Genomic DNA, 22164 nt, shown 5'->3' with positions numbered 1-22164 from the left:
CGCCGCCACGGCACGGTCGGCTTCACCGGAGCCCTGGCGGGCCAGTGGACGATCCCCGACTTCTCCCCGTTCATGATCCCGGGCGGGGTGCGGCTAGGGACTTGGCGCGGCGCTGCCACTCCTCGTGGGTGACGTCCAGCATGGGGACCTCCGGAGATATTATTTGAATCCAAACGATATGGTGACCGGAGAGCCGCCACAAGGGCGGATTCCGGGAGGGGAGGACCACTGTGCGCGCACTCGTCGTCCAGCACGACCACATGACGGAGCCGGGCCTGGTCGGCGCCCGGCTCGTGGAGCGCGGTTACGACCTCACGGTCCTGACCGTCGTACCGGAGGACCGCCACCGGACGCCGGACGTGACCTTCGACTTCCCCGACGCGGCCGACTGGGACCTGGTCGTCTCGCTCGGCGCGCCCTGGTCGGTGTACGACGAGTCAGCCGTCGGCTCCTGGATGGGCGGCGAGCTGGCGTTGCTGCGCAAGGCCCACCACCTGGGCGTCCCGGTCCTGGGCGTCTGCTTCGGCGCGCAGGCGCTGACCACCGCCCTCGGCGGCTCGGTAGAGCCCGCGCCGCGGCCCGAGATCGGCTGGGTCGAGGTCGACACGGACGATCCCTCCCTGGTGGGACCCGGCCCCTGGTTCCAGTGGCACTACGACCACTGTCTGCTCCCGCCGGACGCCGTCGAAGTGGCCCGCAACGCGGTGTGCGCGCAGGCGTTCCGGGTCGGGCGGAGCCTCGGGGTGCAGTTCCATCCGGAGATCACCACCGGGATGGTGGGCGGCTGGCTAGCGGCCGGGGGCGCCGAGCAGTGCGTACGGCAGGGCATCGATCCCGGCGAGCTGCTCGACCGGAGCCGGGCCATGGAGCCGGTGGCCGGGGCGAACGCCCGCCGCCTGGTCGACGCCTTCCTCGACCGGGTGGCGGGCGGGTCCCTCAGCCGGCGACCCTGTCGCGGGTGAGGCGGGCCGCCACGATCCCCAGGACCAGGACGGCCGGGACCGTGATCTCCAGCCATACGGCGGTGCTCCGCTCCCCGCCGATGAGCGTGGTGAAGTTCTCCACGATCAGCCAGATCGCCCCGGCGATGCCGAGCGCGCCCACGGCCGGGGCGATCAGCGTGTTCCACGGCCGGGTGTCGAGACGCTCGCGGCGGAAGAAGACGATCACGGAGAGGGAGGTCAGCAGGTAGAGCAGCATGATCCCGAGGACGGCGACCCCGCTGCCCCAGGAGAACAAGGTGAGCACGGGGTCCTTGCCGGCCAGCGCGAACGGGATCACCAGCAGGACGGCGATCGCGGTCTGGACCCAGCCCGCCACACCCGGCGAGTGGCGGCGGTTGATCGACGACAGCCGGCCGGGCAGCAGCCCGTCCCGGCTGAGCGAGAACAGGTAGCGGTTGGCGGAGTTGTGGAAGGCGAGGATGCCGGCGAAGAGGGAGGTCGCCAGCAGGATCGGCAGGACGTCGTTGACCCAGGTGCCGAAGAGGTCGGCGATGGGGGCGAACACGAAGCCGGTCGAGTCGCCGCTCTCCAGCGCCTTGCCCGCGGCCGCGGGGGCTTTCGAGGCGCCGTAGGACGAGATGAGCATCCAGGACGCGAAGCCGAAGAAGCCGGTGACGAAGGCGACGGCCAGGTAGGTGGCCCGGGGGACGGTCTTGCGCGGTTCGCGCGCCTCCTCGCCGTAGATCGCGGTGGCCTCGAAGCCGACCATCGAGGCGACGGCGAACATCAGCGCGACGCCCGGTGCGCCCTGGAGGGCCTCGCTCGGCGAGAACGACTGGGCGAGGCCCAGCCCCTCCGGTCCGCCGCCCTTGAAGAGGGTGACCAGCGCGAAGACGCTCAGGATGCTGAACTCGGCGAGGACGAAGACGGCCAGCACCTTGGCGCCCATCTCGATGCCCGCGGAGCCGAGCACCTGGACGATCGCCATGGTGACCAGCGCGCAGAGCCACCAGGGCACGTCCGCGCCGGTGTAGTGCGCGAACAGTCCGCTCACGGTCGCGCCGTACAGGCCGTACATGGCGGCCTGGATCGCGCAGTAGGCGAACAGCGCGATGCCCGCGCTGCCGGTGCCGAGCGGGCGGCCGAGGCCTTTTCCGATGTACGTGTAGAAGGCGCCGGCGTCCACGACGTGCCGGCCCATGGCCACGAACCCGACCGAGAAGAGCAGGGTGATCACACCGGCCGCGACATAGGCGGCCGGGGCGCCCGCGCCGTTGCCGATGGCCACGGCGATGGGAACGGCGCCCGCGACGCCGGTCAGCGGGGCCTGGGCGGAGAGGACGAAGAAGAGGATGCCCAGAACGCCGAGGGAGTTGGGCTTGAGCTTGCCTGCGGTGGGGGCGTCGGGCGCGGTCTGGGTTCCGACCGCCGTCTGACTGTCCACTCGGATCACCTGCCTGGAGGGAAGAGGATTTCGTTTCAGGCCAAACGAGTTGCCTCATAGTGGGCTGGAACTATCCGTTTGGCAAGGGTTCCGCGGCAGGAAATGGGCGAGGCCCGGACGTCGGATGTCCAGGGCCTCGGGAGGAGCGGGTCGGCGTCAGCCGGACGACTCCCGATCCCCCTTCTCCTCGGCCGTGAGCAGCCGCAGCAGGGTACGCAGTTCCTCGACCGCGGCGTCGGTGGTCTCGGGGCCGCCGAAGACCAGCTGGTGCAGGACCAGACCGTCGAGGGCGGCGAAGACCAGCCGGGTCAGCGGGCGGTCGGCCCGCCCGGGCAGCATACGGGCGAGTTCGCGGTGGGTGGCGTCGAAGTACTCGTCGTAGAGCCCGCGCAGGTGGGGCAGGAGTTCGGGGCGGCGCCGGGCCTCCAGGAGCAGCTCGTACTGGAAGACCTGGATGTCCGGGTCGGCGGTGACCATGTCGGAGAGCCCGGCCGAGAAGTCCGCGACCTCGCCGGTGCCCGGTTCGAGCGCGCTGGTGTCCAGCGAGGTGCGGATCGCGTGCGCGAGCGCCTCCTCGATCAGGGCGTCGCGCGAACCGAAGTGGTGGACGACGAGGCCATGGGTGGTGCCCGCCTCCTCCGCTACGGCCCGGTAGGTGAGCCTGCGCAGTCCGCCCCGGGCCACGACCCGCACCGCGGCGTTGAGCAGGGCCTCGCGGCCCTCCCCGTAGTTCATGCGCCGGCGCGGCTTGCGGCCCTCGGGAGTCTCGGCGGATTCGGTCACGGCAGCGACCCTACCCGCCGCGCCTCCGGGTCCCGTTCTCCGTCCGACCTCGGCTCGCGTGCGGGGCATCAGCGCTTCGGTGGGCGGATGCCGCGGAACTCCCAGTCGCCGCCGAGTGCCGTGGACAGCACCTCCTCGGACTCGGTGGGCTGGGCGCCGACGTCGGCGCGGATCGGGGTCGGTCCGGTGACGACGTGGTTGGTCAGCCGGCCCAGGCCCTCGACCTCCACCTCGACGACGTCACCGGGCTGCACCGGCCGGGAGTTGGCCGGGGTGCCGGAGAGCAGGACGTCGCCCGGGTACAGGGTGATCGTCCGGGCGATGTCGGCGACGAGGTAGTGCATGTCCCACTGCATCTCGTCGGTCGAACCCTCCTGTACGACCCGGCCGTTGACGTACGTCCTCAGGCTCTTGCCGTGGAAGTCCCAGTCGGTGACGAGCCCCGGGCCGAGCGGGCACAGGGTGTCGGAGCCCTTGACGCGGAGCATCGAACCGGCGTCGGTGTCACGGAAGTCGTGCAGGCCGTAGTCGTTGGCGATGGTGTAGCCGGCGATGAACTCCCCTGCTTCCTCGGGGGAGATGTTCCGCGCGGTCCGCCCGATGACGATCGCGACCTCGCCCTCGTAGTTCAGCCACTTGCAGCCCTCGGGCCGGACGATCGCGCCCTGGTGGGAGTTGAGGGCGGAGGTCGGCTTGTGGAAGTAGGTGGGTGTGTCCGGGAGTTGGATCCCGAACTCGTCGACACGGCTGCGGTGGTTGAGGTGCACGGCGATCACCTTGGAGGGCACCACCGGGGGCAGATGGTGCGCCTCCTCGGTCTTGACGCGGCGGCCGTCCCCGGCGACGAGTTCGTCCCCGTCGACGGTGACCTGGACGGCGGCGCCGTCGAGGAGAATGCGGCGGAATTCGGGCATGTCGAGGCTCCTCAGACGCGACTGTGCGGGGTACGCGGGGCGGGCAGACCGGTGCCGGTCCAGCCGCCGGACGGACGGTCGAACCAGAGGTGGACCTGGCCGGTGCCGACGGAGTTCTCGTACTCCCCGTACTGGCGCCCCTTGGCGACACACGCCTGCTCGCCCAGGGCGCCGGCCATCATCAGGTAGTGGAAGAACCTCGCCTCCGGCTTGACCTTCCAGAACTGGTCCATGGTGTCGATGACCTTGTCGTGCCGGCCCTCCTTGAACCAGGCGATGCGCTCGTGGTCCGCCGCACGCGCCTCGGGCGTCCGGATGTGCACCGGGTCGCTCGCCTCGTGGTCGCGCAGTTCCCGCAGCGGCCAGAAGGTGTGCGAGAGGGCGCCCGAGGCGATCAGCAGCACCCGCCGCCCCGGTGTGGCGGCGATGCCGTCGGCGAGCGCCCGCCCGAGCCGCAGATGGTCCTCCATGTCACCGGTCTGGCAGACCCCGATGGTCACCCAGCGCTTCTCCGGCAGCCCTTCCCCGAGGAACTTCCAGAGGTTGATGGTGGCGTAGTAGATCGGCAGGTAGGCATCCTCGATCGCGGTGATCCAGGTGCCGTGCTTGTCGGCGAACTTCTCGACATTGCGGGCGAGTTCGGGGTCGCCGGGGAAGTCGTACGGCATCCGGCACATCCCCCGCGGCAGCTCCTCGGAGGTGAACAGCCCCGCCCGCCGCTCCTGGGCGGCGACGACGAACTCGACGGTGGTGGCCCAGTGCGAGTCGAGGACGACGACGGTGTCGTAGTCGCCACGCTCGAAGACGTCCTCGCGGAGCCGCTGGAGTCCGGTGACGAGAGTGATCTCCTTGCCCTCGTTGAGTTCGAGCCGCTCGGCCTCCGGCAGCACGATGGTGGGGACGTGGGCGAGCAGTCCCGCCCCGACGATCTCACCCATGGTCCTTGAAGCCCTTCGGTGCGGTGACGGTGTTCTTCAGGTCGCAGTAGAAGTCGAAGCTCCAGGTGCCGCCCTCGCGCCCGACCCCGGAGTGGCGGGAGCCGCCGAAGGGTGCCTGGAGGTCCCGTACGAAGAAGCAGTTGACCCAGACGGTCCCGGCGACGAGCTGGTCGGCGACACGTTCGGCGCGCTCGCGTGAGCCGGTGGCGAGAGTGGCGGCCAGCCCGAAGCGGGTGTCGTTGGCGAGCCGTACGGCCTCTTCCTCGGTGGCGAAGGTCTGGAGGGTCAGGACCGGTCCGAAGACCTCCTCCTGGACGATCTCGGAGTCCTGTGCGACCTCAGTGAGCAGGGTCGGCGCGTAAAACTGCCCGTCCTTGCGGTGGCCGCCGATCACCACCCGCGCCCCGGCCGCGACGGCCCGCTGCACGAACCCGTCGATCATCTCCAGCTGCCGGGGGTGGATGTTGGGGCCGATGTCGGTGGTTTCGTCGCGGGGGTCCCCTTGCGCAAGGTTGGTCACCTTGTCGACAAAGCGCTGCGTGAATTCCTCGGCCACGCCGTCCTCCACGAGGATCCGGGTCGCGGCCAGACACACCTGCCCGGCGTTGTCGTACTGCTCCACCGCGAGGTCCACGGCGAGATCGAGATCGGCGTCGGCGAACACCAACAGGGGTGATTTGCCGCCGAGTTCGAGACTGAGCGGGGTCAGATTGGCGGCGGCGGAGGCCGCGATCCGGCGGGCGGTCGGCACGGACCCGGTGAAGCTGATCCGCCGCACGTCCGGGTCCGAGGTGAGGGCGTCACCGATCTCGGACCCGTACCCCTGCACCACGTTCAGCACACCGGCCGGCAGCCCGGCCTCGGCGGCGATGTCGGCGAGCAGGGACGCGGTGAGCGGCGACCACTCGGCGGGCTTGAGCACGACGGTGTCACCGGCGGCGAGCGCGGGCGCGACCTTCCAGGTGGCCAGCATCAGGGGCGCGTTCCAGGGCGTGATCAGCACGCAGGGCCCGGCCGGGTCCCAGCTGACGTGGTTGGAATGCCCACGCGTCTCGAAGTCCTCGTGCTCCAGCTTCAGCAACCAGTCAGCGAAGAAACGGAAGTTGTGCGCGACACGGGGCATGACCCCACGCCGATGCGACCGCAACAGGGCCCCGTTGTCGGTGGTCTCGACGATGGCGAGCTCTTCGATCCGCTTCTCGACCCCATCGGCGATGGCATGGAGAATCCGGGCACGCTCGGCACGGGAGGTGGCGGCCCAGGAGGGAAAGGCGGCTTTGGCGGCAGCAACGGCGGCGGCGGCCTCCGTCGGGGTACCGCGGGAGATTTCACCGATCACGCTTCCGTCGATCGGCGACAGGTCCGCGAACGCCTCGGCGGATGCGACCCGTTCACCGCCGATCCAGTGTCGGACGTCGACGGACACCCCAGCAACAATGATTTTGTCAGCCACAGGAACGGCTCCTATCGAACGAGAGAACGACAACCCACCCAGGGGCGCGGGGAACTGCGCGACCAGCCACGAACAACCCGCACACGAACGACGACCTCATTCGCCAGTCCCCCCGGACTCCAGCAACTCCCCGCCGTCCCAAACCACCCCGACCTGCCGGTAATACGCGGCGATCGGTTCACGAATCTCCAACCGAGCCAACTCCTCAGTCGGCGCCTCAAAAAGCTCCAACTCGGCATCCCCGACCCACGGTTGGCCACCCTCGAAGGACGCCGCCCCCGACGAGATCAGCTCATCCAGCGCCAGCCCCTTCCCCTTCTCAATGGACGGCAGCCACCGGTGATGAGCCATGGGATGCCCATTCACAAACCCATTGCTCTCCGCCGGCTCCCGCAGCGTGACCACAACCTGCGCCAACCGCCGGTCGGCCGCCGCAAGCGTCGCCCCAAAACGAGCCCCGGCCGAGATCCGCGGAGCGGGCCCGAAGGGATGCGGCCGCGTCTGATGAATCGACCCGAGCTTCTTCGGATACCCCTGATGCCACCCACGAGCGATCGCGAAGTCCTTGTCGACCCAGATGAAGACGCACCGCGAATACGTCCGCCCCCGGTACTTGCACCGAACGACGGCGAACGCCTCCTTGTACTGAGCCCGCACCGGATCCAGCAACTCCGACCCCGACCCCGAGCACGACTGCCAGTCGGCCCAGATCAAGGCAACCGCACCGGGATCCTCGTCGGCCAACTCCAAGGGCGCAGGCAGCAGTTCACGCACCCGCGAGGGATCCGTGCGGTACTCGACGGTGAGCAGATCCCCCGAATACCGCCACGGCGGCGCAGGTATCAGCGACGACGCACCGGTCGCCGTCCTGGGAGGGAAGTAACCACGAACAGTGGACATGGCGGGAGTTCCTTAGACAGAGAGAGCGGGCTGCTTCAACAACTGGCCGCGATACCGGGCGGCGCCCCGCGCGGCGGCGGCTCCACCGAGCGCCACGACCCCGACGAGCAGCCCCCGGGCGTGGTACCCCACGAGGACGTCACCCTCGGGATCGACGTCCAGAACCCGCACGTCGTCGAGCCCGAGAGCGGGCGCCCCGAACGACTGCACCCGGAACTCGTGCTGGTCGCTCCAGAACGTGGGCAAGGGCGCGAAGGGGTCCAACTCACCCCCGGCACCGCTCAGTTCGGCGACCAGCACCCGCGCCGCATGCTTGGCCGTGTCCGTCGGCATCGACCAGTGCTCGACCCGCCGCGCGACAGAGTCGTAACGGGCGTTGGGAAAGCGGGCGACATCGCCGACCGCGACGACGTCGGGACGGCCTCCGACCCGCAACTGCCCATCCGTCAGCACCCCGTCGGACAGATCGAGCCCGTTGCCGTCCAGCCACTCGACGTTGGCGACCGACCCGACCGACTCGACGACGACGTCGGCGGGCAGCACGGTGCCGTCACCGAGGACGACCCCGGTGACCCGCGCGTCCCCGGCGAACCCGGCGACGCCCGTGCCCAGCGCGAACCGCACGCCCCGCTCCTCGTGCCGCTTCAGCAGGGCTCGGCCGAGCAGGTCACCGAGTGGTCCCACCATGGGCAACGGCAGCGGATCGACGACGGTGACGTTACGGACCCCGAGCCCGACCGCCGTGGCGGCGACCTCACAGCCGATGAAGCCGGCGCCGACCACGACCACCCGGACGCCGGGCCTGATCAGTTCGTCCCGCAGCGACTGCGCGTCCGCGAGGGTCCGGACCGTGTGCCGACCGGCGAGCGGCCCGGGGCAGCGCAGGCGCCGGGGGCGCATCCCGGTGGCGATGACGAGACCGTCGTACGACAGTGACGAGCCGTCGTCGAGCGTGACGGTCCGCTCGTCGAGCCGGGCGGAGACGGCCTTGACGCCGAGGCGCCATTCGACGTCGGCGGCGGAGGCCTTGAGGGTGAAGGCGAGCGAGGCGAAGGGCGCCTTCCCGGCCAGTACCTCCTTGGAGAGGGGCGGGCGGTTGTACGGCATGCGGGGCTCGTCGCCGACGACCGTGACGGCGCCCGTCCAGCCGGCCGCGCGCAGTTGCTCGGCGGCGCGCAGGCCGCCCAGGGAGGCGCCGGCGATGACGATGCGGCCGCTCATGTCAGTCCTCGATCCGGATGGCCTGGAGCGGACAGACGTCGGCGGCTTCCTCGACCTCGTCGCGCAGGGCCTCGTCCGGGTCGGCGACGTACAGCAGGTGGCCGTCGTCGCCCATGGAGAAGACGTCGGGGGCCGCGAAGACGCACTGGCCGTGGTCCTGGCACTTGTTCATGTCGACGACGACCTTCATGCGTGCCTCCTGAGGGTGCGGGCGTCGGAGCGGAGGGGCCCGGCCCTGGTACGGCCGGGCCCCGGGGGCCAAAGGGGTGCGGAGAACCGCACCCCCAACTCGTTTGGCTTCAAACAACATAGGAAGCCGTCCGACCCTGGTCAATACCTGTCCAGGTGGATAAATTTTTTGGACCACCCCCTTGCGAGTCGGGGCTCCCCTCCATACCGTTCGGGTTCAAACGACTTACCTCACCCCCATCCGTCGTCCGTCCAAGGAGACCCCGGTGAGCGCATCCGACACCCCAGACGTCCGCCGGCACATGGAACGGCTCACCGCCGAGGGCGTCGACGTGGTCCGCGTCGTGTATCCCGACCTGATCGGCACCGACCGCGCCCGCGACGTCCTGCTCGACCATCTGCCCGCGGCCGTCGCGCACGGTCTGGCCTTTTGCAAGGCCGTCTACCACACCAGCCCGCAGGGCGATGTGGTGCCGGTCAGCGGCGGTCTGGACGCGGGGCTGCCCGACATCGCCGTACGACCGGACCTCGGCACGCTGATGACGCTGCCCTGGGAGCCCGGGGTCGCCGCCTGTCTCGGCGAGGTCACCGACCCCGCGACCGGCGGTCCGACCGCCGAGTCGCCGCGCGACCTGCTGCGCACGGTGCTGGCCCGCTGCGCGGAGGAGGGCCTGCGTCCGGTCGTCGGCCCCGAGCTGGAGTACTTCCTGCTGGAACCCGCCCCCGGCACGTCCACCGGCTGGCGCCGCTCGCCGGAGACCCTCGGCGCCGTCTACACCGCGGGCCTGCGCGCCGACCCCGGCAACCACCTGTTGCGCACCCTGCGCTCACTGCGGGACCTGGGCCTCGGGGTGGTGACCGGCAACCACGAGTTCGACGGCGGCCAGTACGAGATCAACCTGACGCACTCCGAGGCCCTCGACGCCGCCGACCGTGCCTTCCGCTTCAAGGCCGCCGTCAAGGAACTGGCCCGCCAGGAGGGCAACCTCGCCACCTTCATGGCCAAGCCGTTCGGGGACGCGGGCGGATCGGGCTTCCATCTGCACTTCTCCTGCCTCGGTGACGACGGCGGCAACGCCTTCGACGATCCCGCCGGCGGCCACGGCCTGTCGGCCACCGCCCGGCACGCCCTCGCCGGCATCCTCGCCCACGCGCCGGCGCTCGCGGCGCTGGCCAACCCGACCGTCAACTCGTACAAACGCTTCGGCCCGGACACCCTCGCGCCCTGGCTGGTCGACTGGGGGCTGGACAACCGCAGTGCGATGGTCCGCGTCCCGCCGGAGCGCGGTTCGGGCGCCCGGCTCGAACTGCGGCTCGGGGACGCCAGCGCCAACCCGTACCTGCTGATCGCCGGCACGGTCGCCGCCGCCCTGCTCGGTGTGAGGGCCGGCGAGGAACCCGCGGCGCCCCTGGAGGGCTACGGCTACGACACCGCCCGCTCCGCCGTCCTGCCGACGAGCCTCGCGGCCGCGCTGGACGCGCTGGAGGCGGACACCGCCCTGACCGACCTGCTCGGCAAGGACTTCACCGCCTCCTTCCTCACCTACAAGCGGGACGAGGTCGAGCGCTTCGGGCGGCATGTCACCGACTGGGAGTTCACCGAGTACGCCTACCACCTGTGACACCGAGGAACCTTCGATGACCGAGATCCTGACCCCCGCCACCACCGAGCCGCTGCCCCTCGCGGACGTGAACCTCGCCGACCTCGGCAACTTCACCGACGGCGTGACCCCTTGGCGGATGTTCCACACCCTGCGCCACGAGGACCCGGTGCACTGGCAGCCCGAACAGGCGCCCAACTCCGGCTTCTGGGCGGTGACCCGGCATGCCGACATCGCCACCGTCGACCGGGACGCGGAGACCTTCACCTCCACCAGGTTCGTCAATCTGGAGGAGGTCGACGACGACCAGATCAAGAAGCGCGCCTCCATCCTGGAGCTGGACGGCGTCCGGCACCGCGCCCTGCGCAGTCTGCTCCAGCGGCAGTTCGGGGCGAGTGTCATCAACAGCTACGCCGACTTCCTGCGCGGGCTGACCGCGAGCACCCTCGACTCGGCGCTGGCCAAGGGCAGCTTCGACTTCGTCAAGGAGGTCTCGGCCGACTTCCCGATCAACGTCCTGGCCCGTCTCCTGGACGTGCCGCCGGAGGACAACCAGCAGCTCATCGACTGGGGCAACCGGATCATCGGCAACACCGACCCGGACTACGCGGACGTCCTGCTGGAGAGCACCGAGAGCGAGAAGTACCGCGATCTGCCGTTCCGTTCGCCCGCCTCGCTCGAAGTCTTCGCGTACGGGAGGGAGTTGGCCCGGCAGCGGCGCGGCGGTGAGGGTACCGACCTGGTCTCCAAGCTGGTCAACACGGTACCGCGCGACGGAGTCCCGCTGTCAGCGCAGGACTTCGACAACTACTTCCTGCTCCTCGTCGTGGCCGGCAACGAGACGACCCGGCACACCATCACGCACTCCATGCTGGCCCTGCTCCAACACCCCGAGCAGCTCGCCCGGTTGAAGGACGACCCGTCCCTGATCCCGGTCGCCGTCGAGGAGTTCCTGCGCTGGGCCTCCCCGATCTACCACTTCCGCCGTACCGCGACCCGGGACGTGGAGCTGGGCGGCAAGCGGATCAGGGAGGGCGACAAGGTCGTCATGTGGTACGCCTCCGGCAACCGGGACGAGGAGGTCTTCGGCAACCCGTACGACTTCGACGTCACCCGGGAACACAACGACCATGTCACCTTCGGCAAGGGCAGCCCGCACCTGTGCCTGGGCAACCTGCTGGCCCGCACCGAGATCCGGATCATGTTCGAGGAGCTGCTCCCGCGGATCGCCGACATCCGCCTCACCGGCGAAGTCCCCCGGGTCCGCTCGAACTTCGTCAACGGCATCAAGAAACTGCCGGTCGAGGTCACACTCTCCTGAGGGCCCTGAGCAGGACACCGGGAGCGGGAGGACGGCGAGGGCACCCTCGGCGACCGGGTGGCCTCGCTGCGCCCCGACGTCGTCGTCGACCTCGTCCGCTTCACCCTGGAGTCAGCGACCACGCTGGTCGAACGCCTCCGCGGCGAGGTCGACCACCTGCTGCACTGCGCAACCTCGACCCGGTCGTCCGGGCCACGCTGTCCGCCGGGCGGCCGCTGCGGATCCCGGGCAGCGGGGTGGAGTCGATGCACCATGTGCACGCCGACGACGTCGCCCATGCCTTCGAACGGGCCATGGATCGCCGGGACTTGGCGGCGGGCGAGGACTTCAACGTCGTCGCGCCGACCGCGCTGACCGTCCGGGGTTACGCCCACGCGGCGGCCGGCTGGTTCGGGCGGGCCGCGTCGCTGGAGCCGTGACCTGGGCGGGGTTCCGCCGCACCACGTCCCCGGAGCACGCCGAGGCGGGCTGGGAGCGCCTGCACCGCAGCCACTGCCTCACCATCGAGAAGGCCAGGACCTTCCTCGGGTACGCGCCCCGCTACGAGCCGGAGACCGCCGTACTCGAGCTGGAGGTGACCAGTCCCCCGGTGGTCTGACGGGACTCACCGCGAGGGCAACTGCCCCCGCACCCACGCCGGATCGGGATTGGTGTGGGCCTGTCCCGCGACGACCACCGTCGGCACGGTCTCGTTGCCGTCGTTGACCGCCCGCACCTGCGCCGCCCCCGCCGGATCACGCCAGATGTCGACCCAGTGCGCTCGGCGGGCCCCGCGGCCCAGCCGGAGGCGCAGACGCAGACAGTACTGGCATCCCGGCCGCCAGAAGACGACCGGCCGGCCGTCGACCGCGCTGCGCTCCCGAGCCTCCGCCGCGCCGATCGACCGTGCGAAGACCAGCGGCGAGTGCGCGGCCGCGACCAGGGCGAACAGCGGCAGAAGCAGGGCCGCCATGCCGTAACTCCCCCTGAGAGCGAGCCCGGTGGCGAGAGCCGAGCCGCAGAACAGAAGCAGGGCGGGCAGTTTCCAGGCGCGTGTCATGACGCAGCAGGCTATCGGCCCGCCGAAGCGCGCCTCGACCGCCCGGCCGAGTTGTGAACGCCGCAATAAGTACCGCCCGTTCCCATTGACCGCCCCCTCCTCCTGCCCTACAACACAAAGCACATAGGTGCATCTGCACATAGGGAGGAGGCCGGAGTAGTGAAGTTCGAGTTCGTGCTGCTCGCCGTGCTCGCCCGGTGCCCGCTGAGCGGGTTCGACCTGGGCAAGTGGGTGGAGAAGGAAGGGCAGTTCCTGCGCTCCCGGATGCACCACAGCCAGATCTACCGGCTGCTCGGGCGCATGGAGAGCGACGGCTGGATCGAGTTCGAGGTCGATCCGCGCGAGAAGCGCCCGGACGCCAAGGTGTACCGGCTGACCCCGCTCGGGCACGACGCCCTGCTGGAGTGGGTGCGCTCCCCCTACGACCCGCCGAGCCGGTTCCAGGACCCGGACTTCGTGACGCGGTTCTCCTTCGCCGTCCCGCTCGACCGCCGGGCCGCGGTCCGTCTGATCCGCACCGAACTGGACTACCGGTACGCCCAGATCGCCCGCAACCGCCATCGCGACCGCTCGCTCCGCTTCGTGGACCCGATCCCCGAACTGGACCAGGAGCTGGCCCGCGAGATCGCCGACGAACTCCACCACTACGGCGCGGCCGCCGTCGACACCTGGGTGGCGTGGCTGGAACGGATGCTGCACCGACTGGACGACGCCGAAGACGAAGGACAGACCGAGCAGGCCGAGCAGAAGGAGGGGACCGCCCGGTGAAGGCGATCATGGTGATGTTCGACAGCCTCAACCGCCATATGCTGCCGCCCTACGGAGGTGACTGGACCCACGCCCCGAACTTCGCCCGGCTCGCCGAGCGCACGGCCGTCTTCGACAGCGCGTACGCCGGTTCGCTGCCCTGTATGCCGGCCCGCCGGGAGATCCACACCGGCCGCCACAACTTCCTGCACCGCAGCTGGGGCCCGCTGGAGCCGTTCGACGACTCGATGCCAGAACTGCTCAAGCAGCACGGCGTGCACACCCACCTGGCCAGCGACCACCCGCACTACTGGGAGGACGGCGGCGCCACCTACCACGGCCGGTACTCCACCTGGGAGTTCTTCCGCGGGCAGGAGGGCGACCCTTGGAAGGGCCAGGTCGCCGACCCGGTCGTCCCCGAGGACGTCAAGAAGGTGCGGCCCCCGCTGTACCGGCAGGACTGGGTCAACCGCCAGTACCTGGACACCGAGGCGAAGCACCCGCAGACGCTGACCTTCGACGCCGGTCTGGAGTTCGTGCGCACCAACAGGGATGCGGACCGCTGGTTCGTCCAGATCGAGACCTTCGACCCGCACGAGCCGTTCTTCTCCCACCAGCACTACAAGGACCTGTACCCGCACGACTACGACGGCCCGCACTTCGACTGGCCCGACTACAAGCGCGTGACGGAGACCGACGACCAGGTGGCGCACGCCCGTTACGAGTACGCGGCGCTGCTGTCGATGTGCGACCACTCCCTGGGCCGGGTCCTGGACGCCATGGACGAGCTGGACCTGTGGGACGACACCCTGCTGATCGTCAACACCGACCACGGCTTCCTGCTCGGTGAGAAGGGCTGGTGGGCCAAGTCGGTCCAGCCCTGGTACAACGAGCTGGTCCATCTGCCGCTCTTCGTCTGGGATCCGCGGCATCCCGGGGCCGCGGGCGAGCGCCGGGACGCGCTCGTGCAGACCGTCGACCTGGCCCCCACCCTTCTGGAGTTCTTCGGCGTGGACCGGCCCGCCGACATGCAGGGCGTCCCGCTGCCCGTCGCCACGGGTGAACCGGTGCGCGAGGCGGGCCTGTTCGGGATCCACGGCGGCCATGTCAACGTCACCGACGGCCGGTACGTCTACATGCGCGCCCCGGTCTCCGTCGACAACTCCCCTTTGTACGAGCACACGTTGATGCCCACCCATATGCGCGGCCGCTTCACCCCGGCCGAACTCGTGGACGTGGAACTGGCCGAGCCGTTCACCTTCACCAAGGGCGTGCCGACGCTGCGCACACGCGGCCGCAGCTTCATCAACCCCTATCTGCACGGCACGTTGCTCTTCGACCTGGCCAACGACCCCACCCAGGAAGCGCCGTTGGTGGACGACGAGGCCGAACTGCGCATGGCGGGACTGCTGGCGGCGGCGATGCGGGCGGCCGACGCTCCCCGGAGCCAGTTCGAGCGCCTGGGGCTCCCCGCCGAGGGCCCGGTGACCGCCGCCCATCTGCTGGTCCGCGCCCAGCGCGACCTGGCCGCCGAGGCGGCCGAACCCCTGCCGCGTCCCGAGGAACTCCCCGAGGGACGGCTGTCGGTGCGCACCCCGCTGCGGACCCTGATCGACGACCCGGCGGCCGGCGAGGTGCTGCGCCGCCATCTGCCGGGCCTGCTCGACTCGGAGCTCCTCCAGCTCCTGAGCGGCACCTCGCTGATCGACGTGGCGGGCCTGGCCCGCGGACAGGTCCCGGTCACCGCGCTGCGGACGGTCGCCGAGGAACTCGCCGAACTCTGAGCCGTACGGCCCACCAAGGCCGAGGCCAATGCCGGTGACGGGGTGGCCGCCCCGTCACCGGCCCACACCATCCCCACCCTGCACGGCTCCCGCGAAGAAACGATGCGAAGAAAGGGGCGGCGTCATGCCCGAGCTTATAGAGGATCCGACCAGAACCGCCGGGAAGGCCGCGGCGAAGGTGCCCGGCCGCTGGCGGCAGCTGGGCCTGCTGGGCGGCACCATGATGGTCGACAACACCGAGTCCGGGGTCGTTTCGGGCCTGTTCCCGGTGATCCGGCAGGCGCTCGGGCTCTCCCTCGGCGCCCTGGGCGTCCTCACCGCGGCGGGCAAGCTGGTCGGCGTGTTCAGCGCCCCGCTGTGGGTGTGGGCCGCACAGCGCTGGTCCCGCAAGGGTGTCCTGGTGGTCTGCACCGGCCTGTGGGGCGTGTGGGGCATCGCCGCGGGCTTCGCCCAGAACTTCACCCAGTTCCTGGTCTGCGCGACGATCCTCGCCGCCGGGTACGCCGGCGCCCCGCCCCTGGTCAACGCCCTCGTCGGCGACCTGTTCGACGGCCCGTCCCGGGGCCGCGCGGTCGGCATGCTCTACGGGGTCATCGCCCTGTCGACCTCCCTGCTGGGCCCGCTGATCGGCCAGCTCGCGGGCGTACGGGACGGCTGGCGCTTGGGCCTGTGGGACATCGGCGTCTTCAACGTCCTGTTCGGCCTGGTGCTGTGGCGCACCCTGCGCGACCCCGGCCGCGGGGCGTCCGAACCGCAGCTGGCCGACCTCGGCGCGGTGGCCCGCGCCGGCCTGTCCCGGGTCACCTGTGCGCAGCTGACGGCCCTGCTGCGAATCCGCAGCCTTGTGGTCCTGCTGGTCTCGCGGCTGCTGTCGGGGCATCTGCTGGTGGCGTCGTTCGCCGTCGTCTTCCTCGTCGACGTGTACGGCTTCAGCACCCAGAAGGCGACCGTCGTCCTCATGCCGTACGGCATCGGCTACTTCGCCGGCACCCTGCTGGGCGGTCTGGTCGCCGACTGGGCGGCCCGGCGCAGCCCCCGCCACGGCCTGCCCGCGGTCCTCCAGGCGGCCCAACTGGCCTTCGCCGCCGTGGCGTTCCTCGGCACCCAGTTCTCGTACGGTGTGATCGGCGCGTACGCGCTCTTCTTCGGGCTCATGGGCCTGGCCCAGGGCGTGAACCCCGGTGTCAACCGGCCGATGCTGATGGCGGTGGTCCCGCCGGAGCTGCGCGCCCCCGCCTTCACCCTCTACGTCTCGGTCTTCGAGGCGATCGCCTGGGCGATCTTCGGACTGGGCGCCGGTTACCTTGGGGAGGCCGTCGGGCTGCGGACGACCTTCCTGTGGGTGCTGGTCGTCCTGATGGTGGTCAACGCGCTGTTCCTGACGCTGATGTACCGCACCTACGGTCCGGACGTCGAGCGCGCCCAGCGCGAACTGGACCACCGACGGGCCCAGGCCCTGTCCTGACCGCGAAGAGCCCACGAAGGAGCCCACCGGACATGTCCGACGAGCCTGTCCCGCCGTCCGCCTGCTGCATGCCGTCCACCGGCGGGACGGCCGGTCCGCCTCCGCGGAGGGTGCCGACCGGTTCCGCCCCGCGAACCGGGTCCGGGCGCGGGAGCGACGGATCGGTGCTCCTGGCCGGCGGTGAGTTCCTGATGGGCGCCGAGGACAGTGAGGGCTTCGCCGCGGACGGCGAGGGCCCGGTGCGCCGGGTGCGGCTCGACCCGTTCCGGATCGACGTCTGCGCCGTGAGCAACGACCAGTACGGCGCGTTCGTCGAGGACACCGGGTACGTCACGGACGCCGAGCGCCTGGGATGGTCGTACGTCTTCGCCGCCTTCCTGCCCGGCGCGCTGCGGCGCGGTGCCCCGCGCCCCGAGCGCACGCCCTGGTGGTGCGGGATGGCGGGGGCCGCCTGGAACAGCCCGGAGGGACCCGGGAGTTCGGTGGCGGAGCGGGGGGACCATCCGGTGGTCCATGTCTCCTGGCACGACGCGGCCGCGTACGCCCGCTGGGCGGGCAAGCGGCTACAGACCGAGGCGGAGTGGGAGTACGCGGCCCGCGGCGGGCTGGAGCAGCGGCGCTATCCGTGGGGCGACGACCTCGACCCCGGCGGCACGTTCCGCTGCAACATCTTCCGTGGCACGTTCCCGACGAAGAACACCGCCGCCGACGGCCACCGCGGCACCGCCCCCGTGGACGCCTTCGAGCCCAACGGGTACGGCCTCTACAACATGTCGGGCAACGTGTGGGAGTGGTGCGCCGACTGGTGGTCCACGGACCACGGGCGCCGTACGACGACCAACCCGGCCGGTCCCCCGACCGGCACCGACCGGGTCATCCGGGGCGGCTCCCACATGTGCCACGCCTCCTACTGCAACCGCTACCGGGTGGCTGCCCGCAGCGCCAACACCCCGGACAGCTCCAGCGGGCACGCGGGCTTCCGGTGCGCCCAGGACGCGACGGGCTGACGACGGCGGATCACCGCTCCCCGGGGGCCAGTTGGAGGACGAACGGCTCGTCCCGGTCGCAGTGCAGCCGTCCGTCGACGACCCGGGCGGCCGCGACCTGGAGGGAGGAGCGGCGGGTGGCGTGGGTGCCGTCGTCCTCGGTGTCGGTGCGGCCGGGGTGGGTGAAGTAGAAGACGTACGCCGTGTCGCCCTGCACCACCACGTCGGCGTGCTGCCCGATCACCCCGTCGTCGGGGCGGCTGCCGGGCTTGTCGAGGATGAGCCCCTGGTGCTCCCAGGTGGTCAGGTCGTCGGAGCGCAGGACTCCCTGACCGCGCCACTCGTCGACGAGCATCCAGTAGTGGCCGCCGAGGGCGAAGACATTGGGGCCCTCGTGCGGGCGGTGGCCGACCGCCCGTCCAATGGTCCGCCATGCGTACAGGTCGGGGCTGTCGGCCGCATAGGTGAGGGAGCCGCGCTGCTCGTCCTTGAACCACATACGCCAGCCCCCGCCAGGTAGCGGGAACACACATGCGTCGATGACCCGCTCCGAATCGAGGTCCAGGGTGCCGTGGTGGGTCCAGGAGAGCAGGTCCGGGCTGGTGTAGTGGCGGATGCGGGCGGGGCCGCTCCAGGAGTCCGGTACGCCGGGGATGTGGCTGACGTACATGTGGTGCAGCCCCTCATGCGTGATGATCTCCGGCGCCCAGAATGTGTTCCGGCCCCACTCGGTCTCCAGTCCGGTGAGGGTGCCCCGGTAGGTCCAGCTCCGGCCGCCGTCCCCGGACAAGGCCACGCCCAGGTCGGTGCCGTGCACCCAGGCGACACCGGGGCCGGGGGCCGTCGTACGCCGGTTGGTGTAGACGAGCCACCACTCGCCGGCCTGGTGGTTCCAGACGGCGACGGGGTCGGCGGCCCCGTCGTACACGGGGTCGCGGAAGAGGGGCGCGTTCACGCGGCAGGCTCCAAACGATGTCTTACGGCGGTCAGCCGGTCCCTTACGGCGGTCAGCCGGTCCCTTACGGCGGTCAGCCGGTCCCTTACGGCGGTCAGCCGGTCCCTTACGGCGGTCAACTGGTCCTTTACGGCGGTCAGCCGCCCGTCGACTCCCGGATCACCAGCGAGAAGTCGCCGACGACGTCCTGGTGCCGGGACGGCGGCTCGGTCTGTTCGATGCGCCGGATCAGGAGGTCGACGGCGCGTTCGGCCATGCCGTCGTGGTCCGGGTCGACGGTGGACAGGGAGGGGATGAGGTAGGCGCTCTCGGTGACGTTGTCGAAGCCGATCACCTTCACCTGCTCGGGCACGCGGGTGCCGACGTCGGCCAGCCCCCGCAGTACGCCCATGGCCAGGGCGTCGGTCACGCAGAACACCCCGTCGAAGTCGAGCCCGGCGCGCACCATCTCCCGGGCGCGTCCGGCGCCCTCGGGCATGCCGAGCCCCTCCACCAGCTGGACCAGCGCGGGGTCCGCGGGCAGGCCGGCCTCCTCCAGCGCCCGCCGGTAACCGGCGATGCGGAGACTGGAGGTGTCCACCTCCTCGACGGCCCCGCAGAGGATGGCGACGCGCCGGCACCCGCGCTCGATCAGATGGCCGGTCGCCGCCCGCGCGGCCTCGAAGTTGGGCATCGCCACGTGGTCCACGGGCCCGCCGAAGATGCGGTCGCCGAGGATGACCACCGGGTGGTCGACCCGGAGCCGTTCCGCGTCGGCCTGGCCCATGCCCGCGGCGCTGAGGATGAGCCCGTCGTAGAGCCGGTTGCGGGAGAGGGAGAGCGCGTCCAGCTCGTTCTCCCGGGAGGCGGTCTGCTCGATGCTCACCCGCAGGTCCCGCCGCTCGGCCGCGGCGATGATGGTGGCGGCGAGCCGTCCGTAGTAGGCGCTGTCCACGTCGGGGACGGCGAGCCCGATGGTCCCGGTGCGGCCCTTGCGCAGGTTGCGGGCGGCCACGTTGACCCGGTAGTCGAGCCGGTCCATCGCCTTGAGGACCTTCTCGCGCGTCGACCCGCGCACGTTCGGATGGCCGTTGATGACGTTGGAGACGGTCATCGGTGAGACGCCGGCCGCCTTCGCCACGTCCTGGATCGTTGCCACTCTCACCCCTGGTCTGCGGTCCTTGACCCCACCGGCATGCTATTCCCCGCCCCGGGTGCGCAGGACGGTGAAGGAGTGCGCCGGGATCTCGCACTCCGTCCCCGTCAGCAGGTCCCGGACGGGTGCGGCGGGCGCGGGCTCGAAGCGGCTGGTGGCCTCCGGGGCGACGGTGAGGGTCGTACGGTCGAGGTCACCCCGTACGCCCGCGAGGCGCGCCCGGACCGGTTCGGCCGTGGCGTTGGCGATCTTGACGATCACGTCCCCGGCGGCGCTGTCCCGGACGGCCGAGACGGCGAAGACCTCGGGCTCGGGCCGGACGTCCTCGACGTCGTGGACCAGCTCGCCGTCCCGGAAGCAGCGCACCCGCTCCCCGTCTACCTCGACCCGCAGCTCGTACCGGCGGCCGGTCTCCACTCCCCCGGTCAGCCGGTCGGTGAGGTCGTCCGGCACCTCGTCGTCCACGCGCTGGAGCCAGGTCTGCCGGTTCTCCCAACCGCCGAGCAGCCACCGGTAGTTCCGGTCGGTCGCCCCGCCGGTGAAGTCGAGGACGAACCCCTCGACGCCGTCCGTCTTCCGGGCGCGCACGGAGAAGGTGTACGACGCTCCGCCGGGCCCCTCCCACCGCTCGCCGTCGGGCACGGGCTCGCCGTCGACGCACAGGTCGGTGAAGTCGGCGCGGGTCTCGTGGCCGGTGCCGAGGCGGATCTCGTGGTGCTCGCGCCGCGGGGCTTCGGACAACCGGGGCGCCGAGGTGACCGTGACCGGCAGGGCGGCGTCCCCGGCGTTGACCGAATGCATCTGCTGGACGTGGTAGTTGAGCGTGGTCCACAGGTGGGTGTTGTCGAAGTAGATCAGGTCGGGCAGCCACTGGGTGTGGTCGCGCTTCGCGAGGAGGGGCGCGTAGGAGGCGAGCCGGACGACGTCGCCGTTGCGCTCCATGGCGTTCATGTAGGCCGCCTCGGCGATCGCGCTGCGGCCGTTGTTGCGCCAGCTGCCGTACTCACCGATGTAGAGGTGCGGGCCGCCGCGGTCCATGGCGTCGAAGCGGCGGGTGTTCTCCAGCAGCCAGCGCGGCGACTTGTAGGCGTGCTCGTCCACGACCGGCACGTCCCGTTCGCGGGCGAACGCCCAGCCCTTCTCCCAGTCCTCGCCGAAGGTGGCCGGGCCGAGGGTGCCGACGACGGTGATCTCGGGGTGCCGCCCGCGCAGAGCGTCGTGGATACGGGCGAACCGGTCGCGGAAGGTGTCGGTGATGGTGTCCTCGTTGCCGACGCCGAGGTACTCCAGGCCGAAGGGCTCGGGGTGTCCGGCGGCCGCGCGGACGGCGCCCCAGCGGGAGTCGGCGGGCCCGTTGGCCCACTCGACGAGAGCCAGGACCTCGGCGATGTAGGCGGGCATCTCCTCGTCGGGCAGGCCGACTTGACCGGTTCCCGCGCTGTTCTGGCAGCAGACGCCGGCCGGGACGACCGGCAGCGGCTTGGCGCCGATGTCCTCGCAGAACTGGAAGTACTCGTAGTAGCCGAGCCCCATCGACTGGTGATAGCCCCAGATGTTGGGCTGCTGACGCCGTCCGGGCAGCGGTCCGACGGTCTCGGACCAGCGGTACATGTTGCCGAGCCCCTGTCCGTGGGCGAGGCAACCGCCGGGAAAGCGGACGAACTTGGGCTTCAGGTCGGCGATGGCCTGGGCGAGGTCGGCGCGCAGTCCGCCGGGGCGGCCGCGGAAGGTGTCCTGGGGGAAGAGGGAGACCAGGTCGAGGTGGACGGTGCCGGAGGTGGTGAGGATGAGGCGGGCGTCGGGGTCGGTGGCGGCGCTGGTGAGCAGGGCTGCGTGCCGCTGCCAGGAGGAGGTGAGGGGACCCAACTCGGCCTCGCCGTAGGTGCGTCGGCCGTCCGCGCTCTCGATGCGGACGGTCAGGCGGTCGCTCGGACCGGCGGCCAGCCGGGCGTACAGGCTCAGGTCGTACGAGGCCCCGGCCCGGACGGGGATGCCGTCGAAGCCCTCGTTGCGCAGACTGGCGTGGTGCAGGACCGCGTACGCCGGGTTGGCCGGGTGCAGCGGGTCGTCGGTGGAGACCGTGAGGGATCCGGCCGCGCCCGCCGGGGACAGCAGCTCCCACGCCGTGAGGGCGTGCCACTCGGGCCGGTCGGCGACGGTGTACTCGAAGGACCTGTTCTGCACGAGTTCGGCGTAGAGGCCGCCGTCCGCCGCGTAGTTGAGGTCCTCGAAGAACACACCGAACAGGTCGGGCGAGATGGGGGTGCCGGGGGCACTCGTGTCCACCTCGATGACCGTCTCGGCCTCGGTGACCGTCTCGGCCGTGCGGCCGGATCCGCTCATGG

At 70.9% G+C, this 22164-nt stretch carries 21 protein-coding genes and 1 pseudogene; 10 read left to right on the top strand and 12 right to left on the bottom strand.

The features are described from left to right. Together ABZ896_RS18890 and ABZ896_RS18885 are read left to right on the top strand one after the other, a co-directional pair. Nucleotides 1-117: pseudogene (locus ABZ896_RS18890) on the top strand (NADPH:quinone reductase); the annotation flags it as partial. A 113-nt stretch (nucleotides 118-230) separates the two neighbouring features. Further along, the gene (locus tag ABZ896_RS18885) at nucleotides 231-962 is read left to right on the top strand and encodes a type 1 glutamine amidotransferase (protein ID WP_360929732.1); all 732 of its coding nucleotides are present in this window, start codon (nucleotides 231-233) and stop codon (nucleotides 960-962) included. On the opposite strand, the gene ABZ896_RS18880 is transcribed toward ABZ896_RS18885, so the two are convergent. From ABZ896_RS18880 to ABZ896_RS18845, 8 genes are all read right to left on the bottom strand, one after another. Beyond that, on the bottom strand, nucleotides 937-2388 hold the full coding sequence (locus ABZ896_RS18880; protein WP_360929729.1) for an APC family permease: 1452 nt from the start codon (nucleotides 2386-2388) through the stop codon (nucleotides 937-939). The genes ABZ896_RS18885 and ABZ896_RS18880 overlap by 26 nt on opposite strands. A gap of 156 nt (nucleotides 2389-2544) precedes the next feature. Further along, the gene (locus ABZ896_RS18875) at nucleotides 2545-3171 is read right to left on the bottom strand and encodes a TetR family transcriptional regulator (RefSeq protein WP_360929726.1); all 627 of its coding nucleotides are present in this window, start codon (nucleotides 3169-3171) and stop codon (nucleotides 2545-2547) included. A gap of 68 nt (nucleotides 3172-3239) precedes the next feature. Next, a complete protein-coding gene (locus tag ABZ896_RS18870; RefSeq protein WP_360929723.1) occupies nucleotides 3240-4085 on the bottom strand; it encodes a fumarylacetoacetate hydrolase family protein in 846 nt (281 codons plus the stop codon). Nucleotides 4086-4096: 11 nt separating this feature from the next. After that, nucleotides 4097-5023 (bottom strand): 3,4-dihydroxyphenylacetate 2,3-dioxygenase, encoded by a 927-nt coding sequence (locus tag ABZ896_RS18865; RefSeq protein ID WP_360929720.1) that lies wholly within the window; start codon nucleotides 5021-5023, stop codon nucleotides 4097-4099. Next, the gene (locus tag ABZ896_RS18860) at nucleotides 5016-6476 is read right to left on the bottom strand and encodes an aldehyde dehydrogenase (protein WP_360929717.1); all 1461 of its coding nucleotides are present in this window, start codon (nucleotides 6474-6476) and stop codon (nucleotides 5016-5018) included. Before ABZ896_RS18860 ends, ABZ896_RS18865 begins: the two co-directional genes overlap by 8 nt. Before the next feature lie 96 nt (nucleotides 6477-6572). Next, on the bottom strand, nucleotides 6573-7376 hold the full coding sequence (locus ABZ896_RS18855) for an acetoacetate decarboxylase family protein (RefSeq protein ID WP_360929714.1): 804 nt from the start codon (nucleotides 7374-7376) through the stop codon (nucleotides 6573-6575). 12 nt (nucleotides 7377-7388) lie between these two features. Continuing rightward, nucleotides 7389-8597: an FAD/NAD(P)-binding oxidoreductase gene (locus tag ABZ896_RS18850; RefSeq protein ID WP_360929712.1), complete on the bottom strand. Its 1209-nt coding sequence runs from the start codon at nucleotides 8595-8597 to the stop codon at nucleotides 7389-7391. Nucleotide 8598: 1 nt separating this feature from the next. Next, nucleotides 8599-8787 carry a ferredoxin gene (locus ABZ896_RS18845; RefSeq protein WP_360929709.1) on the bottom strand — a complete coding sequence of 63 codons (189 nt, stop codon included), beginning with the start codon at nucleotides 8785-8787 and terminating at the stop codon, nucleotides 8599-8601. 265 nt (nucleotides 8788-9052) lie between these two features. Here ABZ896_RS18845 and ABZ896_RS18840 point away from each other — a divergent pair, with 265 nt between their 5' ends. From ABZ896_RS18840 to ABZ896_RS18825, 4 genes are all read left to right on the top strand, one after another. Continuing rightward, complete coding sequence (locus tag ABZ896_RS18840; RefSeq protein ID WP_360929706.1) at nucleotides 9053-10408, top strand: glutamine synthetase family protein; 1356 nt, start codon at nucleotides 9053-9055, stop codon at nucleotides 10406-10408. A gap of 16 nt (nucleotides 10409-10424) precedes the next feature. Next, complete coding sequence (locus tag ABZ896_RS18835) at nucleotides 10425-11708, top strand: cytochrome P450 (protein ID WP_360929703.1); 1284 nt, start codon at nucleotides 10425-10427, stop codon at nucleotides 11706-11708. Nucleotides 11709-11953: 245 nt separating this feature from the next. Beyond that, complete coding sequence (locus tag ABZ896_RS18830) at nucleotides 11954-12127, top strand: hypothetical protein (protein ID WP_360929700.1); 174 nt, start codon at nucleotides 11954-11956, stop codon at nucleotides 12125-12127. Next, entirely contained in the window at nucleotides 12124-12306 is a 183-nt protein-coding gene (locus ABZ896_RS18825; protein ID WP_360929697.1) for a hypothetical protein, read from the top strand. Before ABZ896_RS18830 ends, ABZ896_RS18825 begins: the two co-directional genes overlap by 4 nt. A gap of 6 nt (nucleotides 12307-12312) precedes the next feature. On the opposite strand, the gene ABZ896_RS18820 is transcribed toward ABZ896_RS18825, so the two are convergent. Continuing rightward, complete coding sequence (locus ABZ896_RS18820) at nucleotides 12313-12747, bottom strand: glutaredoxin domain-containing protein (protein ID WP_360929695.1); 435 nt, start codon at nucleotides 12745-12747, stop codon at nucleotides 12313-12315. A 159-nt stretch (nucleotides 12748-12906) separates the two neighbouring features. On the opposite strand from ABZ896_RS18820, the gene ABZ896_RS18815 reads away from it, so the two are divergent. From ABZ896_RS18815 to ABZ896_RS18800, 4 genes are all read left to right on the top strand, one after another. After that, nucleotides 12907-13515, top strand: coding sequence for a PadR family transcriptional regulator (locus ABZ896_RS18815; RefSeq protein WP_360929692.1), 609 nt, complete (start codon nucleotides 12907-12909; stop codon nucleotides 13513-13515). Then, the gene (locus ABZ896_RS18810) at nucleotides 13512-15278 is read left to right on the top strand and encodes a sulfatase (protein WP_360929690.1); all 1767 of its coding nucleotides are present in this window, start codon (nucleotides 13512-13514) and stop codon (nucleotides 15276-15278) included. The genes ABZ896_RS18815 and ABZ896_RS18810 overlap by 4 nt, the downstream gene beginning before the upstream one ends. Before the next feature lie 124 nt (nucleotides 15279-15402). Beyond that, complete coding sequence (locus ABZ896_RS18805; RefSeq protein ID WP_360929687.1) at nucleotides 15403-16743, top strand: MFS transporter; 1341 nt, start codon at nucleotides 15403-15405, stop codon at nucleotides 16741-16743. Nucleotides 16744-16775: 32 nt separating this feature from the next. Next, complete coding sequence (locus ABZ896_RS18800; protein ID WP_360929685.1) at nucleotides 16776-17750, top strand: formylglycine-generating enzyme family protein; 975 nt, start codon at nucleotides 16776-16778, stop codon at nucleotides 17748-17750. A gap of 10 nt (nucleotides 17751-17760) precedes the next feature. Here ABZ896_RS18800 and ABZ896_RS18795 read toward each other — a convergent pair whose 3' ends face one another. The 3 genes from ABZ896_RS18795 to ABZ896_RS18785 all read right to left on the bottom strand — a co-directional run bounded on the left by ABZ896_RS18795 (nucleotide 17761) and on the right by ABZ896_RS18785 (nucleotide 22162). Further along, entirely contained in the window at nucleotides 17761-18684 is a 924-nt protein-coding gene (locus tag ABZ896_RS18795; RefSeq protein ID WP_360929682.1) for a glycosyl hydrolase, read from the bottom strand. A 136-nt stretch (nucleotides 18685-18820) separates the two neighbouring features. Next, complete coding sequence (locus ABZ896_RS18790) at nucleotides 18821-19822, bottom strand: LacI family DNA-binding transcriptional regulator (RefSeq protein ID WP_360929679.1); 1002 nt, start codon at nucleotides 19820-19822, stop codon at nucleotides 18821-18823. Between the two features lie 39 nt (nucleotides 19823-19861). Continuing rightward, the gene (locus ABZ896_RS18785; protein WP_360929676.1) at nucleotides 19862-22162 is read right to left on the bottom strand and encodes an alpha-L-arabinofuranosidase C-terminal domain-containing protein; all 2301 of its coding nucleotides are present in this window, start codon (nucleotides 22160-22162) and stop codon (nucleotides 19862-19864) included. Nucleotides 22163-22164 lie beyond the last annotated feature (2 nt).

This window comes from Streptomyces sp. NPDC047072, assembly GCF_040643855.1.
Lineage (GTDB): Bacteria > Actinomycetota > Actinomycetes > Streptomycetales > Streptomycetaceae > Streptomyces.
Note: the sequence above shows the minus strand (reverse complement) of the source record. Positions and strands in the feature narration are given on the sequence as shown.

What these genes read in the sequence shown, in the direction of transcription:
- ABZ896_RS18855 (WP_360929714.1), bottom strand. Translation starts at nt 7,376, where the DNA reads ATGTCCACTGTTCGTGGTTACTTCCCTCCCAGGACGGCGACCGGTGCG.
- ABZ896_RS18800 (WP_360929685.1), top strand. Translation starts at nt 16,776, where the DNA reads ATGTCCGACGAGCCTGTCCCGCCGTCCGCCTGCTGCATGCCGTCCACC.
- ABZ896_RS18850 (WP_360929712.1), bottom strand. Translation starts at nt 8,597, where the DNA reads ATGAGCGGCCGCATCGTCATCGCCGGCGCCTCCCTGGGCGGCCTGCGC.
- ABZ896_RS18835 (WP_360929703.1), top strand. Translation starts at nt 10,425, where the DNA reads ATGACCGAGATCCTGACCCCCGCCACCACCGAGCCGCTGCCCCTCGCG.
- ABZ896_RS18785 (WP_360929676.1), bottom strand. Translation starts at nt 22,162, where the DNA reads ATGAGCGGATCCGGCCGCACGGCCGAGACGGTCACCGAGGCCGAGACG.
- ABZ896_RS18805 (WP_360929687.1), top strand. Translation starts at nt 15,403, where the DNA reads ATGCCCGAGCTTATAGAGGATCCGACCAGAACCGCCGGGAAGGCCGCG.
- ABZ896_RS18845 (WP_360929709.1), bottom strand. Translation starts at nt 8,787, where the DNA reads ATGAAGGTCGTCGTCGACATGAACAAGTGCCAGGACCACGGCCAGTGC.
- ABZ896_RS18865 (WP_360929720.1), bottom strand. Translation starts at nt 5,023, where the DNA reads ATGGGTGAGATCGTCGGGGCGGGACTGCTCGCCCACGTCCCCACCATC.
- ABZ896_RS18820 (WP_360929695.1), bottom strand. Translation starts at nt 12,747, where the DNA reads ATGACACGCGCCTGGAAACTGCCCGCCCTGCTTCTGTTCTGCGGCTCG.
- ABZ896_RS18830 (WP_360929700.1), top strand. Translation starts at nt 11,954, where the DNA reads ATGCACCATGTGCACGCCGACGACGTCGCCCATGCCTTCGAACGGGCC.
- ABZ896_RS18870 (WP_360929723.1), bottom strand. Translation starts at nt 4,085, where the DNA reads ATGCCCGAATTCCGCCGCATTCTCCTCGACGGCGCCGCCGTCCAGGTC.